This is a genomic window from Streptomyces griseoflavus, from assembly GCF_014649995.1.
Lineage (GTDB): Bacteria > Actinomycetota > Actinomycetes > Streptomycetales > Streptomycetaceae > Streptomyces > Streptomyces griseoflavus.
Map to the genome: position 1 here is coordinate 262,403 of NZ_BMUC01000006.1, position 14,749 is coordinate 277,151.

The window sequence follows — 14,749 nt, forward strand, 5'->3', positions numbered from 1 at the left end:
CGGGCCTCCGGCGTGCCTCCGGGCGCCCCCGGAGGGCTCCCCCGTCGCGCCCTTGACACGGTCCCCCGGCCGTGGGGTACTGCGCAGTGCGGTGCGGATTCAGGTGGTGACGGGGGGTGGGTCCGCTGCGGCAGTCACGCTATCCGACGGTGGCCGAAATGGTTCTCTCCGCCCGGGCGCTGGCCTTCCAGTGGCCGGGGCTGTGCGCGCTGCGGCAGGTGGGGGTCTCCCGTGCGGGGCGGCCCCTGCATCTGCTGTCCGTGGGCCGTGCCCCGCGGGCCGTGCTCGTGGTGGCCGGCGCGCACGCCAACGAACCGGCCGCCGGGGGAACACTGCTCGCGCTGGCCCGGCGGGCCGTCCGGGAGCGCGAGCTGCGCGACGGCGTGTCGTGGCACTTCCTGCTCTGCGCGGACCCCGACGGGGCGAGCCTCCACGTGACCCCGGCCCCGCGCAGTCTGTACGACTACCACCTGGGCTTCTTCCGTCCCGCGGGACCGGAGCAGCCGGAGTGGGCGCCCTCGGTGCTGCCGCCCGACCGGCTGCCGCCGGAGACCCTGGCCCTGACCGGGGTGATCGACGAGCTGCGGCCCTATCTGCAGGTGTCCCTGCACGGCACGGATCTCGGCGGCAGCTGGGTGCAGTTGACGAGGGACGTGCCCGGACTGGCCGAGCCGTTCGCCAAGTCCGCGGCCCAGCTGCACATTCCGGTGGAGACGGGCGCGTCGGACGCGGCGGGCTGGCCGGCGTCCGGTCCCGGGGTCCATGTGATGCCGGCGCCGGAGGCCGGACGGGCCTATCCGAGTCTGACCGACGACGCCCGGCACAGCACCTGGTACCACGCCCACCGGTACGGCGGGATGACCGCGGTGATCGAGGTGCCGATGTGGGCGAGCGACCTGGTGGACGACCCCGCGCCGCATCCGGCACCGGACGCGGCGATGCACCGGCTCGCGGAGCGGCTGCTGGCGGACGCGGGCGAGGTGCGGCGGGCGCTGGGCGGGACGGAGGCGCGGGCGCTGCCCGCGGGCGCCGACGGCCCGCTGCTGCGGGCGGCCGTCTGGGGCCTGGAGCTGGTGCCGGGGCTGGCCGACGACCTGGTCCGCACCCCGCCCGCGGACGGGACGCGCGCGTACGTGGGGAGCGTGGACGCGTTCGCGCGCCGGGTGCCGCTCAGGGCGGCGGCGATGCTGCGGCGGGCGCTGAGCGGGACGGACGCGGGGGCGGCGGGGCGGCTGGAGCGGCTGGTGGCGCACTGGAGCGACGCGTTCACCACTCGGTTCCGTGCGCGGTGGGTGCCGGTGGAGCACCAGGTCGAGCACCAGTCCCGCACGGTCGTGGCAGCGGCCCGCCACACCCGCGAACAGGCCCCGTGACCCCCGCCCCCGGCGGGGCGGGGGGAGCCGGGCGTGGTGTCAGGAGGCGTCCAGGGCGAAGACGGCGCCGGTCCGGGCGGTCAGGGCGCAGGAGTTCGGGAAGGTCGCGGTGTAGTCGACCCGCTGCCCCCGCCAGGTCCCGCTCGCCCGTGCCGTCACCGGCGCGTAGACCATCGGGCAGAACACCTCCTTCGCCGGGATGTCCTCGATGCGCCCGTCCACCGCGTCCAGCTCCGCGCAGGCGTCCGCGGCACGCCGGTGCCCCCGGGGCGGGTCGCAGCTCAGCACGGTGCCGCCGCCGGCCGTGGACGGCTTCTCTCCGCGGCTGACCGTCAGCAGCAGCCGGCTGTCCGGGACGGAACCGGAGGGGCGCTCCGTGCCGGCGGCCCGGGCGGGCGCCGCACAGGCGAGCAGGACCAGGGCGACGACCAGTCCCGCCCGTACCGTTCTCACTGAGGTGTGCGTCATTCCCGGTGCATCGGCACGGCGGCCCCCGAACCCCACCCCGCTCACCCGAACGGGAGGGTGCGGGCCTGTGCCGTGCGGCCGGCGCGGACGACCGGCCCCAAGCCGTCCCCGGGCCCTGCGGTCAGTTCACCGCGAGCCGGTAGGTGATGCGGCCGAAGCCGATCTGGTCGCCCTCGCGGACGACGGCGGCACCGACCACCCGACGCCCGTTCACCGTGGTGCCGTTGGTCGAGCCGAGGTCGCGCAGCACCCACAGGCCGCCCTGGTGCCGGAGTTCGGCGTGGACGCGGGAGACCGTCTCGTGGCTGATCCGCAGTCCGCTGGCGGGGTCGCGCCCTATGCGCAGCGGGTGTCCGGACGACGGGTGGGGCAGGAGCAGTTTGGGCAGTTTCTCGGCCTGCCAGGCGCGGCGCAGCCGCACGGTGAACCCGGACACCGCCTCCACCGAGCCGAACACCGCCCGCGCGAAGCGGTTTTCCTTCGGGAGGTCCGCGGTGAGCGCGGCGAGTTCGTCGGAACGGCGTGCCACCAGGGCGAGTTCCATGCGCCGGACGAACGTGTCGTGGGACAGGCGCCCCATGGCGACCCCGTCCCGCAGCACGCTCAGCGCCTTGTCGCGCTCCGCGTCGGACAGCCGCGCGGGGTACGTGTGGAACTCGAAGGACGACGTCACGCTGCCGATTGTCGGCCAGCGACAGCCCGGCTGTCCAGAATCCGGGGAAACGGCCGGCCCGCGGGCGCACCCGGCGACACCTGCCGCGGAAGGGGAAATCCCCCGGCGAATCGATCTCCGATGGCGCACGATGGACGGGCTACATCACGGTGAGCAGACGAAGGGGAACCGTCCGTGCAGTTCGAGGTGTGGGCACCGCAGGCCGGCAGAGTGACGCTCCAGTGCGACGGGGTGAGGGGTGCGCTGGAGCGCGACCCCGAGCGGGAGGGGTGGTGGCGGGGGGAGGCCGAGGCGCGGGACGGCTCCCGGTACGGCTTCGCGCTGGACGACGGGCCCGTCCTGCCCGATCCGCGTTCGCGCCGCCAGCCCGACGGGCCGGACGGGCCGAGCGCCGTCGTGGACCACGACCGCTTCGCCTGGAGCGCGCGATGGGCGGGGCGTCCGCTGCCCGGCGCGGTGCTGTACGAGCTGCACGTCGGCACGTACACGCGTGAGGGCACCTTCGACGCGGCCGCCGAGCGGCTCGGCCACCTCGCGGAACTCGGCGTGACGCACGTGGAGCTGATGCCGGTGTGTCCGTTCCCGGGCCGGCACGGCTGGGGCTACGAGGGGGTCTCGCTGTGGGCGGTGCACGAGCCGTACGGCGGACCCGAGGGGCTGAAGCGGTTCGTCGACCGGGCGCACACCCTGGGTCTCGGCGTCGTCCTGGACGTCGTGCACAACCACTTGGGGCCGTCCGGCAACCATCTGCCGCGGTTCGGCCCGTACTTCACGGACACCCATCACACCCCGTGGGGCGCCGCGGTCAATCTGGACGCGCCCGGATCCGACGAGGTGCGCGCCTACCTCGTGGAGAGCGCGCTGGCGTGGCTGCGGGACTACCGGATCGACGGGCTGCGGCTGGACGCGGTGCACGCGCTGGTGGACACGCGTGCGTACCACTTCCTGGAGGAGCTGTCCCGCGCGGTGGACTCCCTGTCCGCCGACACGGGCCGGCCGCTGTTCCTGATCGCCGAGTCGGACCTGAACGACCCCCGCGTCGTCACGCCGCGCGAGGACGGCGGCCTCGGCGTCCACGCGCAGTGGAACGACGACTTCCACCACGCCCTGCACACCGCCCTGACGGGTGAATCGCACGGCTACTACGCCGACTTCGCGCGGGATCCCTTCGCGGCCCTGGCCAAGACGCTCACCGGCGGGTTCTTCCACGACGGCACCTACTCGTCGTTCCGGGGCCGGCACCACGGCCGCCCGCTGGACCGCAACCGGGTGGCCGGGCACCGGCTCCTCGGCTACAGCCAGACCCACGACCAGGTGGGCAACCGCGCCCAGGGGGACCGTCTGGCCTCGCTCCTCTCCCCCGGTCTGCTGGCCTGCGCGGCGACCCTCACCCTGACCGCGCCCTTCACACCGATGCTGTTCATGGGCGAGGAGTGGGCGGCGGGCACGCCGTGGCAGTTCTTCACCGACCACACCGATCCGGAGCTGGCCAGGGCGGTGAGCGACGGCCGGCGGCGGGAGTTCGCCTCGCACGGCTGGGCGATGGAGGACGTGCCCGACCCGCAGGATCCCGCCACCCGGGACCGTTCCTGCCTGGACTGGTCGGAGCCGGAACGCGATCCGCACGCGCGCGTGCTGGCCTGGTACCGGCAGCTCCTCGCCGTGCGCCGCGCCCAGCCGGACCTCATCGACCCGGACCTCGGCGACACCAAGGTCGCCTACGACGCGGAGGACCGCTGGTTCGCCTTCCGGCGGGGTGACGTCCGGGTGGCCGTGAACCTCGGGGACCGGCCGGCGGCCGTCCCCCTCGGCGTCCGCGGCGCGCGCGTCCTGGCCGCGTGGGAGCCCGTGGAGACGCCGGGCGCGGACGGGGTGCTGCGCCTGCCCGCGGAGTCGGCCGTGGTGCTGCTCCAGGAGTGAGCGGACGGGCCCGCGGGTGTGCTGGGACGGCACCCCGCGAGGCCGTGCCGTACGAGAAGGCCCGATCCGGCGGTCGGGCCTTCTTCTGGCGTGCGTAGTGGCGCTGCGCCTTCGCCCGGTTCCCGCAGCCGGCCACCGAGCACCAGCGACGCGTGCCGTTCTTGGAGACGTCGTAGAAGCGCAGGACGCATTCGGGGTTGCCGCACGACCGGATCCGGTCGGGCCGCTCGGCGAGCAGCCGCAGCGCCGTCGGCAGGGCGCGGCGGCGGCCACCACGCTCCTGGCCGGGCCGGACCCGGACAGGGCACCCCGGCCGTTCGCGGCCGTGCCGTCCTTCTGGTCGGACCCGCACGGCGCCAGGATCCGGCCGGTGGGCCCGCCCGGCGTCGCCGGTGAGACGCGGGTGGTGGAGCACGATCCGGCGGGCCGCCGGATCGTGCTCCACCGGGCGGGCCGGTCGGAGCGCTGACCGTCGGACGGACGGCGCGGCCGGCCGCCTACCGCTCCGCGCTGGAGGAGCGCCTGGCCTCCGGGAAGGCGGCGACAGCACCGGCGGCCCGGTGAGGAAACCTGCTCGCGGAGTTCGTCGTCGGCGAGCCGTCCCGGGACGGCACCTCAGGGCGCCTCGTCGCCGTCCCCGAGATCCGTCACGCGCTCCAGCATGATCGGTTCCCAGGCGCGCCGCAGCCTGAGACGCGGGGGGCGCAGCGGCGGGGCGGGGCGGACGGCCAGCGCCCCGGAGAGCTGGATGAGGGCGTCGCAGCGGGCCAGCCACAGGCCGCGCAGACAGGGGCGGGCGCCGTAGCCGGCGAGGGTGGCGGCCCGTACCGCGGCCGGTGCCCCGACGGCGAGCGCGAGGCCGGCGATGTCCTCGGCCGGGTCGCCGACCACCGCCGCGTCCCAGCCGAGGACTCCCCGTACCCGGCCGTCGGCGCCGACCAGCAGGTGCCTGCCGCTGAGGGCGTGGTGGACGAGGACCGCCGTGCCGGACTGGGCGGCGAGCTGGACGGCGGCCGACGGGGTGAGGCGGCGCAGCCGTACGGGGTCGAACTCGTCGGCCGCGGCGAGCTGTTCGGCGGCCTCCGCGGCGACCCGTCGCAGCGCGTCCAGGGACCGTGGCGACACGCGCGGCACACCGAGCGTCTCCGCCTGCCGTGCCGGCACCTCGCGCAGCCCGGTGAGCAGTCCCGCGAGGTCGGTCTCGCCGACGGCGGAGACGGCGTGCTCCTCCGCGGTGCCGCCGGGCAGCCTGGTGTCGAGGGTGCAGAGCAGGCCGGGCGCCCACTCCCCCTGGGCCACTCCGGCCGGCAGGGCCACCGGGACGTGCGGGCGGACGAGGTCGCGCAGCCGCGCCTCCCGGCGCCGGCGGGCGCTCACCTCGCGGTTCGGGGCCAGGCGCAGCACGTGACGGTTGCCCACCCACCAGGTGGCGCCGTCCTCGGTGACGGGCCGCACGTCGGGTCCGGCGGCGGATGCCGCGCCGCCTCCCGCCCCGCCGTCGTCGAGCAGGGAACGGGCCAGTCGGCGGACGGTGTCCGCGGTGGGTGTCGGTGCCTGGGTCATGGTCGCGCCATTGCCGTTCGGGGAGGCAGGGAGGGGAGGGAAGGGTCGTTCAGTCCACGGTGACCATCTCCCGTACGGTGTTGTTCAACCGCCGTCCGCCGTCCTCGGTCACGGTCACGATGTCCTCGATGCGCACCCCGAACCGGCCGGGCAGGTAGACGCCGGGCTCGACGGAGAAGCACATGCCGGGGACGAGGGGCTGCTCCTCCCCCTCGATCATGTACGGGGGTTCGTGCGTGGTGACGCCGATCCCGTGCCCCGTGCGGTGGATGAAGTACTCCCCGTACCCCGCGTCGGTGATGACGGCGCGGGCGGCCCGGTCGACGTCCTGGCAGGCGGCTCCGGGCCGCACCGCGCGGAAGCCCGCCTCCTGTGCCTCGCGCACCAGGTCGTGCACCCGGCGTTCCTCGTCGGTGGGTTCGCCGACGTGGACGGTGCGGGAGGTGTCGGAGCCGTAGCCGTCCTTCAGGCCGCCGAAGTCGAGGACGACCATGTCGCCGCGTTCGATGACGCGGTCGCCGTTCTCGTGGTGCGGATTGGCCCCGTTGGGGCCGGAGGCGACGATGGTGAAGTCGACCTGCGAGTGTCCGGTACGGCGCAGCAGGGCGGCGAGGTCGGCGGCGACGTCGGTCTCCCTGCGCCCGGCGAAGGGGACCTTCCTGATCTCCTCGAAGGCCGCGTCGGCGGCGGCGCCCGCGGCGGCCATCAGTTCCAGTTCGGCGGTGTCCTTGACGGCGCGCAGCATCGGCAGGGCCTCGGTGAGGGAGGCGTACGAGGTGCCGGGCAGGGCCTTCTGCAGGCCCAGCAGGTGCATCGCCCAGGCGTTGTCGCTGATGCCGAGGAGGGCGCCGGGGGCACCTGGCGGGCCCGGCGGGAGGCCGTCGGTGTCCAGCAGGGCGGCGGTGAGGGCGTAGGGGTCCCTGCCGTCGGTCCAGTCGCGCAGGGTGATCGCGGGGGCGCCGGGGGCGCGCTCGGCGTCCGGGGCCTCCAGGGTGGGGACGACGAGCACGGGTTCCCGGCCGGGGGCCAGGACCAGGAGGGTGAGGCGTTCGGTGGCCGCGGTGGGGGTGTAGCCGGTGAGCCACACCAGGTCGGGGCCGGGCGCCACGAGGAGTCCGGCGAGCCCGGCCCCGGCGGCCTGCCGCGCCGCCCGGTCCATACGGGTCCGGTAGTCGTCGGCGGTGAAGGGCGCGGGCGCGGTGCCGGTCATCCGGTGGCCTCCCAGGGCGGACGTCAGGGCTACGGGCAGCATCCTGCCCGCCGGGCGGGGGCGGCGCGAGCCGGTTGACGGAGTTCGCCGCACATCCCGCGCCGGCCGACGGGTCACCCTTGCCTGCCCACGGCAGCTAATGCTTTGATCACACATACCCATTAGGGGTGTTGCCGAGGAGGCCCACGACCGTGCTCGTACTCGCACACATCAGCGATCTGCATCTGGACGGAACCGGGCGGGCGACCGAACGCGCCCGGCGGGTGCGCGACCGACTGTGGGAGCTGCCCGAGCCGCCGGACGCGCTGCTGGTGACCGGGGACATCGCGGACCACGGCACCGAGGCCGAGTACGAGGAGGCCGCCCGCCTGCTCGGACTGCGTGGCGGGGACGCCCCCTTCCCGGTGCTGACCTGCCCGGGCAACCACGACAGCCGGGCCCCGTACCGCGAGGTCCTGCTGGGACGGCCCGCCGCGGACGGGCCGGTGAACAGCGCGCACGTGCTGGACGGCGGCGCCGTGCTGATGTGCGACTCGAGCATCCCGGGCCGTGACGACGGCGAACTCGGCACGCAGACCCTCGCGTGGATCGAGTCGACGCTCGACGGGCTCGACGACGGCCTGCCGGTCCTGCTCGCCTTCCATCACCCACCCGTTCCCCTGCACCACCCCCTCCCGGACTCCTACCCCCTGCGCGACGCGGGACGGCTGGCCGGCCTGCTGGAGCGCCGGCCCCGCATCGCCGGGCTGATCACCGGTCACGCCCACACCCCGGCCGCCACCACCTTCGCGGGCCGTCCGGTGCTGGTGGGGCCGGGGGTGACCTGGACGCTGCGGCTGCCCTGGGAGGGCGAACCGGTCGCGGACCGGGACGCCCCGGTCGGTCTCGCCTTCCACGTCCTCGACGACGAAGGCCGGCTGACCAGCCACTTCCGCGTGGTCATGTGACGATGCCGGGCACCGCCGTGAGCCGCTGACGGGCGCCCCCGCGGTGGCGCACCGTCAGTTCCACCGCGTCGCCCGGGCGGGCGCGGGCGACGAGGCGGGCCAGGCCGGCGGCCGAGTCGACGCGCTGACCGCCGAAGGCGAGCAGCACGTCTCCCCGGACCAGACCGGCCGAGGACCCCGGGCCGGGGACGTGCACACCGACGACCCGCGCGCCCGGCCCGCGGGCGTCGGCCACCTCCACCCCGAGCCGGGCGGTGACGGGCGCCGCCCCCGGTCCCCGGGGGGCGAGGTGCCGTGACGGCGCGGACGGTCCGGACACGGCAGCCGTCCCCGGCTGCCGCGTCGGCCCGGCGGTCCCCGCGCCGACGACGGTGGCACCCATCGCCCCCAGCCCGACGCCGGACAGCACCAGCACCGCACCGGCCAGGACGCCGAGCACCACGGCCGTCAGCCGCCGTCCCCGGCCTCGCCCGGCGTGCTGCCCGGACGCCCGCGCGGACCCGGCACGGCGCTCCGGTCCGCCGGGGCCGCCCGCCGCGGTCCCGTCCCCGGGCATCGGTCTGGGCCGCAGAGCTGGTTGTTCCATGGTTCGCCTCCGGCGGAAGGGGCCCGGACGTCAGACGAGGACGGGCAGGGCCGGCGCGCGGTACGGGAGGAAGCCGTGGACCCGGCCGGACAGGTACTCGTCCTTGTACCGCGGCACGTTCCGGTGCCAGTTGAGGATGCCCGCCATCCAGTTCTGCAGGTCCGCCACATACCCCCGCATGACCGCCCGCGCCTCCTCGGACAGCTGGAAGTCGTCGTAGACGACGGGCAGTTCGTGCGCCACGACGTGCTGGAACTGGCGCATGCGCTGGTTCATCAGGTCCTGCACCACGGGCAGCGCGGTCGGATAGTCGACGCCGAAGAAGTTCTGCACGACCAGCACCGCGTTGTGGATCTCGCCCTCGAACTCGATCTCCTTCTGGTAGGAGAAGACGTCGTTGAGCAGGCACGCGTAGTCGATCGCCGCGTTCTCCAGGGACCGCACCGGGCCGCTGCGGTAGACCTCGGGCGGCACCGCCGGCCCGTGCCCCGCGCGGCAGAGCCCGAGGGTCAGGTCGGAGCCGAAGGTGGCACGCCGCATCTCCAGGTAGTCCACCGGGTCCGGGACCCGGTTCTGGATCTGGTTGGACAGCTCCCACACCCAGGCCTCGGTCATCACCTCGATCGCCGCCTTCAGGGGGCGGCGCTCCTCGGGTGTCATGCCGGCCGTCGTCCGCGCCCACAGGTCGGTCAGGGAGCGCTCCATGGCGTTGGCGGGCGGCGGCACCGGTCCGTCGTCGAGGGGCATGCAGGCGGCGAGGCGGGCCGTGGTGAGCCGGGCGGCGGCCAGGTCACGGCGGTGGCCGTACACCAGCGGGTAGTAGTCGTCCCCGTAGGTGCCGAAGGCCAGCCAGTCGGAGGCGAGGTCGAGTTGCTCCTGGGTGGCGTCCGGATCGAGGCCGGCCGCGCACAGCGGCAGGTCGCAGCTCGCCAGTTTGTCCTCGTCCCAGACGCCCTCGGCGAGGATGCCCATGCGCCGTGACCACTCCAGCAGGTGCCGGCGCGATCCGTCGAGCGCCGGGCTGAGCCGCAGCGGGAACGGCATCTCGATCTCGGGGATCAGTGACGGGCCGACCTTCGGGAACGGCACCTGGGTGTGGTTGCGCCAACGCCGGGCGCCGGTCGTGGCGAGCAGCGCGCCCACGCCGGCGGCGGACGTGCCCGGACCGGACAGCGACTGCCAGGGGGCGCCGGACCGCGCGCCCTCGTTCATGTACCGGCTGGAGCGCAGGTGCCATTCGTGGCCGCCGGACTGCCAGTCCTGGAGCCCTTTCGTGTACGCCGCCACCGCCGCGACCTGGTCCGGGGTGAGGCCGTTCTCCAGCGCGACGGCGGGGACTTCGGTGAAGGCGGTGTGCTCGAACTGGTGCAGGCGCGAGGTGAGGACGTCGTTGACGAGTTCGGCGGCCTCCTGGGTGGTACAGCCGAAGAAGGTCTCCAGGACGAGCACCCCGTTGCTGAGTTCGCCCTCGTCCTCGACCTCCCGCTGGTAGGAGAACAGGTCGTTGCGCAGGTGCACGGCGTCGGAGAACGTCTCCATGAGCACCCTGAGCGGCCGGGTTCCGGCGACGGCGGCGGGCACCTCGGCGGTCGCGTATTCCACCAGCCCGGCCGACCAGGGGGCGCCGCCGACCTTGCGGCGCATCTCGATGTACTCGACCGGGTTGGCGATCCGCCCCTCGTTGATGTTGGACAGCTCCCACAGGGATTCGTTGAGGAGGTGCTCGGTGGCGACGGCGAAGCGGCGGCGCCAGTCGGCGGACATGGCCGGCACGGTGCGCGCCCACAGGTCGGCGAGGCCCGCCTCGACCGGGTTCCGCGGCTCGGGGACGGGCGCTCCCGGCTCGAGCGGCATGAACAGCGGCAGCCGGTCCAGATGGGCCTTCCCGGCACCGCGGTCCTGGGTGCGTTTGTACATCTCCAGGAAGTGGTCGTCGAAGAAGAAGACCCACACGTACCAGTCGGTGACGAGCGAGAGGGCGGGCCCGTCGCAGTCGGGGTGCGTGTAGGCGCAGAGGAGGCCGTAGTCGTGCGCGTCGAGGTCGGCCTGCTCCCACACCCCGCTTCCCTCCAGCATGCCCATCTCGCGTGCCCACGCCGTCGAATGGGCGCGTGCCTCCTCGAGGTGCGGGTTGAGCCGCGCGGGGTGCGGCAGGTAAAAGTGCGGGAGTTCGAACGGCTGCGTCATGGCCGGGGGCTACCCGTGGCCGGCCGGCGGCATCCGCCGGCCGGGGCGTGATCACACCATCGCGTGAACCCTCCCGGGATACGGGACTTCCGGGCTCAGGTCCGTACCTGGATCAGGGCGTGGGTGCCGGCGGTGCGCCAGCGCTGCCCCTCCGCGGCGGTCAGCGCCGCCTCGGTGCCGGCGACCAGTCCGGTGATCACATCCGACTTCAGGGTGCGCAGGGCGGCGACCGGCCCGGGGAAGTACCGGGTGACACCGGCGAACGGTGTGGTCGGGGGCCAGTACCGGTCCCCCACGAGACGGCGGTAGTTGAGGTCGCCCTTGACGACGGTGACCGTGGCGGCGGCGAAGTCGGCGCGCAGGTCGTGCGGCATGTCCGCGTAGGGCAGCGGCGAGCAGGAGAAGGGGTGCGTGCGCAGGGCGAGCCGGCCGTCGCGGAGGGCGGCCCACAGTCCGCGCCCGTACTCGGCCGCCATCCCCCCGGCGCCGGTGAGCCGGCGCACCGCGTCGAGGAGGTCCGCGGTGGTGGCGTCGGAGACGTAGTACGGGTAGGGCTTGAGGTGCAGCACCGCGCGGCCGATGCGGCCGTGCGCGAGGAGGTGGGCGACGAGTAGCAGGTCCGGGACGAGTTCGCGGCCCGCGTTGTCGGCGACCAGGCACAGGGTGGGCGCGGAAGAGGTGGTGAGCAGCGTCCACAGGCGCTCGCTGTCGTCGGCCACCAGGGCGGGGACGGCGGCGGCGCGCCCGGCCTCCTCGGCGGACAGCCGGAAGCCCAGGTCGGCGCGGTTGCCCCACAGGGAGCCGTGCAGCAGGGCGGCCGCCTGTTCGTCCTCGGGGCGGCCCGCGAGGCCGTCGAGCGCGGCGAGTTCCTCGTCGGTGGCGGGCGAGTCGAGTTCGGCGAGTTTGGCGGGGCGGAACGGGTCGACGCCCTGCCAGGGGCCGGGTCCGAAGTAGCCCACGGCGTCCAGCAGCCGGCGGTAGAAGAAGCTCTCCGACCACAGCCAGGGCACGTCGTACCAGGAGCGGCCGGCGTAGGTGTCCATGCCCCAGGTCCGCCAGCGCTCCCGGTCGTGGGCGTCCGCGGGGAGCGGTCGCACGGTGCCCCCGGCGCACTCGGCGAGCAGGGCGTCGAGAGCGCGGTGCCGGGCGGGTTCGTAGGGGAACGCCTCGCGCACCTGGCGGATGATCGCGGGGTGCCGCTCGGCCAGCACGGCGTGCGGGAACGTGCCGGGCTCGTCGGCGACGATCACGGGCGCGGTGGGGATGTCGGACATGCCGATCACCGTAACGCGCGCCCGTCGCCGGGCGCCGGACGTCACACCGGTGCGATCTCCCGCTCCAGCCGTGCGGCCAGGGACAGGTAGCGTGCGCGACGGGTCACCGGGACCAGGCCGCGGATGAGGATCTGCCACATCTCCGCCGTCCGGCGGGGCTGCCGGGTGACGGACTCCCGGGAACGGCCGACGACACGCGTCCCGACGAAGAAGCAGACGAGGGAGTGCGCCACGACGTCGATGTCGACGTCGGGATGGACGTCCGCCTCCTTCACCGCGCCGAGCAGCCGGGCCGTGACGATGTCCAGCCACTCGGTGAAGGGGTGGCTGAGCGGCGGGCGCGGGCGGGTGCCGCCGGTGGCGAGCCGCAGCCCGGCCCGCAGGACGGGGTCCTCGGCGGACATCCTGGCTATGCAGAAGGTGAGGCGCATCAGCGCCTCCAGGGAGGTGTGCCCCCGGATCTCGGTGTCCCGGGCCAGCCGGCGGCTGGTCGCGGACTGGAGCTCCAGGATGGCGTGGGCCAGGTCCTCCTTGGCGGCGAAGTGGAAGTACAGGGCGCCCTTGGTCACCCGGGCGTGCTCCACGATGTCGCTGAGACTGGTCGATTCGTACCCCTGCCGGTCGAACAGGTCGGCGGCGGCCGTGATGATCGTCGCGCGGGTCTGCTCGGCGCGTACCTGCCTCGCCATCGCCTGTACTCCTGAGCCGGAAAGGAACGGGTCATGCCGTTTGTTTTAACGCCTAGTACACGATAGCTCACCCTGTGGCTACGTCCATCCCGCGGGCGAGTGACCGGAGTTGGGCACATCCGACAAAACAAACGGGCTCTTCGAAAGAAAACGGCGCGCCCGGTATCTAAGTGTGGCAGGCGTCGGCACAAAAGAGAACGGCGGGCCGACCGGTGCCCCATCCGCACCGGTCGGCCCGCCTGTTCGTGGGGGCGTCCGGAAGGCCGGCCGTCGGTCCGGCCGGCGCCCCGCGGCGTCGCGTGCCGCGCCCGCGCCGGACTTCGCCCCCGCGGCGCCGGGCACTCCCGCTCTCGAAGCGGAAGGTGCCGGTCTGCATGCCGCGTGAGGTCGAACGATAGGCAGCCCGCGAGCCGGCCGGATACGGGGGAAACCCTCGATCCGACCGGGAACCCACCCTCGGCGCACGGCGGTTGAACGGGAACGTGAGGCTATGTCCCGCATCGCCGGACAGGCGGACGCGCCGGCCGGTCCGTGCGCGCCGGCCGGACGGACCCGGCCCGTTCCCACCGCGCGGAAGCAGGCGTCCCGGAGCCCCGCCGCCCGCCGGACGCGCCCGGCACCCGGCCGGTGCCGGGCCGCGCGCGCCGGGACCGTCCGCCCTCACGGTTCATCACAATGCGGCAGCAAGACCTCACTTCACGTGGCCTTTCACTTGACGACCGGTGGTCGCACAGGGTTGGCTCCGGGCCAGCGAGAGTCACCCGGTCGGCCAACGCACCCCGCGGCGGCCGTCCGTGCTCTCCCCTGCTCTTGCTCGGCCGTACAGCGAGGTCCGCTCTCCTCATGAACACGTCTTCCCCGTCCCGCCGCTTCCCGCGACACCGCGCGGCGGTCCTGGCAGCCGCCGTCGGCCTGCTGGTGAGCGGCTGCTCCGCCTTCGGGACGTCCGGCGACTCCCCGGACACGGACGACGCGGGCGGGGCCGGCGCGGGGCGGATGAAGGTCACCATGGTCACCCACGGCAGTGAGGACGACGCCTTCTGGGACCGGGTGCGCAAGGGCGCCGAGGCCGCGGCGGCCAAGGACGGCATCGACCTGACGTACGTGAGCGACCCGGACCCCGCGGGTCAGGCCGAACTGGTCCGCGAGGCGGTCCGTGACGGCGCCGACGGCATCGCGCTGACACTGGCCAAGCCCCAGGCCATGAGGGGCCCGGTGAACGAGGCGCGGTCCGCGGACATCCCCGTGGTCGGACTGAACTCGGGGATGGACGCCTGGAAGCCGGCCGGACTGCTCGCGTTCTTCGGCCAGGACGAGAGCGTGGCGGGCCGTGCCGTCGGCGAGAAGCTGAACGAGCTGAAGGCCGGGCACGCCCTGTGCGTCATCCACGAACGGGGGAACGTCGGCCTGGAGGCGCGCTGCGCCGGCGTGCGCAAGACGTTCGGCGGGAGGACGGAGAACCTCTACGTCGACGGCACCGACACGCGTGCCGTCACCGGCATCATCACCGCGAAGCTGCGGCAGGAGTCGAGCATCGACCAAGTCGTCACCAACGGGGCGGACTTCGCGCTGACCGCGGTCGAGGCGGCCGCCGCGGCGGGCAGCGACGCCGATGTCGCCACCTTCGACCTCAACCAGGACCTGGTGGACGCCGTGCGCGGCGGCAACGTGCAGTTCGCCGTCGACCAGCAGCCCTATCTGCAGGGCTACCTCGCCGTGGACGCGCTGTGGCTGTACCGGACGAACGGCAACACCAGCGGCGGCGGGGTCGCGCCGGTGCTGACCGGGCCGGCGTTCGTCTCGAAGGTCAACGCGGACTCGGTCGCCGCATTCGCCGCCGACGGAACCCGCTGACGGGC

The 14,749-nt window shown here is 74.4% G+C and carries 12 protein-coding genes and 1 pseudogene; 4 read left to right on the forward strand and 9 right to left on the reverse strand.

From position 1 onward, the window contains the following. The first annotated feature begins 158 nt into the window (after positions 1-158). Positions 159-1,373: a M14 family zinc carboxypeptidase gene (locus IE172_RS15610; RefSeq protein WP_403374898.1), complete on the forward strand. Its 1,215-nt coding sequence runs from the start codon at positions 159-161 to the stop codon at positions 1,371-1,373. A gap of 39 nt (positions 1,374-1,412) precedes the next feature. Here IE172_RS15610 and IE172_RS15615 read toward each other — a convergent pair whose 3' ends face one another. Beyond that, the gene (locus IE172_RS15615) at positions 1,413-1,841 is read right to left on the reverse strand and encodes an SSI family serine proteinase inhibitor (protein ID WP_190097829.1); all 429 of its coding nucleotides are present in this window, start codon (positions 1,839-1,841) and stop codon (positions 1,413-1,415) included. A gap of 121 nt (positions 1,842-1,962) precedes the next feature. Further along, positions 1,963-2,514: an FHA domain-containing protein gene (locus tag IE172_RS15620; RefSeq protein WP_190097830.1), complete on the reverse strand. Its 552-nt coding sequence runs from the start codon at positions 2,512-2,514 to the stop codon at positions 1,963-1,965. Positions 2,515-2,688: 174 nt separating this feature from the next. On the opposite strand from IE172_RS15620, the gene treZ reads away from it, so the two are divergent. Then, positions 2,689-4,434 carry a malto-oligosyltrehalose trehalohydrolase gene (gene treZ / locus IE172_RS15625; protein ID WP_190097831.1) on the forward strand — a complete coding sequence of 582 codons (1,746 nt, stop codon included), beginning with the start codon at positions 2,689-2,691 and terminating at the stop codon, positions 4,432-4,434. Between the two features lie 76 nt (positions 4,435-4,510). On the opposite strand, the pseudogene IE172_RS15630 reads toward treZ, so the two are convergent. The 3 genes and pseudogenes from IE172_RS15630 to IE172_RS15640 all read right to left on the reverse strand — a co-directional run. Then, positions 4,511-4,678, reverse strand: a pseudogene (locus IE172_RS15630) (CGNR zinc finger domain-containing protein); the annotation flags it as partial. 371 nt (positions 4,679-5,049) lie between these two features. Beyond that, positions 5,050-5,997: an aminoglycoside phosphotransferase family protein gene (locus tag IE172_RS15635; RefSeq protein ID WP_190097832.1), complete on the reverse strand. Its 948-nt coding sequence runs from the start codon at positions 5,995-5,997 to the stop codon at positions 5,050-5,052. A 49-nt stretch (positions 5,998-6,046) separates the two neighbouring features. Further along, the gene (locus IE172_RS15640; RefSeq protein ID WP_190097833.1) at positions 6,047-7,207 is read right to left on the reverse strand and encodes an aminopeptidase P family protein; all 1,161 of its coding nucleotides are present in this window, start codon (positions 7,205-7,207) and stop codon (positions 6,047-6,049) included. A gap of 191 nt (positions 7,208-7,398) precedes the next feature. On the opposite strand from IE172_RS15640, the gene IE172_RS15645 reads away from it, so the two are divergent. Further along, positions 7,399-8,154, forward strand: coding sequence for a metallophosphoesterase (locus tag IE172_RS15645; protein ID WP_190097834.1), 756 nt, complete (start codon positions 7,399-7,401; stop codon positions 8,152-8,154). On the opposite strand, the gene IE172_RS15650 is transcribed toward IE172_RS15645, so the two are convergent. The 4 genes from IE172_RS15650 to IE172_RS15665 all read right to left on the reverse strand — a co-directional run bounded on the left by IE172_RS15650 (position 8,147) and on the right by IE172_RS15665 (position 12,890). Beyond that, positions 8,147-8,740, reverse strand: coding sequence for a PDZ domain-containing protein (locus IE172_RS15650; protein ID WP_190097835.1), 594 nt, complete (start codon positions 8,738-8,740; stop codon positions 8,147-8,149). The genes IE172_RS15645 and IE172_RS15650 overlap by 8 nt on opposite strands. 30 nt (positions 8,741-8,770) lie before the next feature. Then, positions 8,771-10,927 (reverse strand): germacradienol/geosmin synthase Cyc2, encoded by a 2,157-nt coding sequence (gene cyc2, locus IE172_RS15655; protein WP_190097836.1) that lies wholly within the window; start codon positions 10,925-10,927, stop codon positions 8,771-8,773. 95 nt (positions 10,928-11,022) lie between these two features. Further along, a complete protein-coding gene (locus IE172_RS15660) occupies positions 11,023-12,201 on the reverse strand; it encodes a damage-control phosphatase ARMT1 family protein (protein ID WP_190097837.1) in 1,179 nt (392 codons plus the stop codon). Positions 12,202-12,242: 41 nt separating this feature from the next. After that, on the reverse strand, positions 12,243-12,890 hold the full coding sequence (locus tag IE172_RS15665; RefSeq protein WP_190097838.1) for a ScbR family autoregulator-binding transcription factor: 648 nt from the start codon (positions 12,888-12,890) through the stop codon (positions 12,243-12,245). An 843-nt stretch (positions 12,891-13,733) separates the two neighbouring features. Here IE172_RS15665 and IE172_RS15670 point away from each other — a divergent pair. Continuing rightward, positions 13,734-14,744: a substrate-binding domain-containing protein gene (locus IE172_RS15670; RefSeq protein ID WP_190097839.1), complete on the forward strand. Its 1,011-nt coding sequence runs from the start codon at positions 13,734-13,736 to the stop codon at positions 14,742-14,744. Positions 14,745-14,749 lie beyond the last annotated feature (5 nt).

What these genes read in the sequence shown, in the direction of transcription:
- IE172_RS15635 (WP_190097832.1), bottom strand. Translation starts at nt 5,997, where the DNA reads ATGACCCAGGCACCGACACCCACCGCGGACACCGTCCGCCGACTGGCC.
- IE172_RS15660 (WP_190097837.1), bottom strand. Translation starts at nt 12,201, where the DNA reads ATGTCCGACATCCCCACCGCGCCCGTGATCGTCGCCGACGAGCCCGGC.
- cyc2 (WP_190097836.1), bottom strand. Translation starts at nt 10,927, where the DNA reads ATGACGCAGCCGTTCGAACTCCCGCACTTTTACCTGCCGCACCCCGCG.
- IE172_RS15610 (WP_403374898.1), top strand. Translation starts at nt 159, where the DNA reads ATGGTTCTCTCCGCCCGGGCGCTGGCCTTCCAGTGGCCGGGGCTGTGC.
- IE172_RS15640 (WP_190097833.1), bottom strand. Translation starts at nt 7,207, where the DNA reads ATGACCGGCACCGCGCCCGCGCCCTTCACCGCCGACGACTACCGGACC.
- IE172_RS15615 (WP_190097829.1), bottom strand. Translation starts at nt 1,841, where the DNA reads ATGACGCACACCTCAGTGAGAACGGTACGGGCGGGACTGGTCGTCGCC.
- IE172_RS15670 (WP_190097839.1), top strand. Translation starts at nt 13,734, where the DNA reads ATGAACACGTCTTCCCCGTCCCGCCGCTTCCCGCGACACCGCGCGGCG.
- IE172_RS15665 (WP_190097838.1), bottom strand. Translation starts at nt 12,890, where the DNA reads ATGGCGAGGCAGGTACGCGCCGAGCAGACCCGCGCGACGATCATCACG.
- IE172_RS15650 (WP_190097835.1), bottom strand. Translation starts at nt 8,740, where the DNA reads ATGGAACAACCAGCTCTGCGGCCCAGACCGATGCCCGGGGACGGGACC.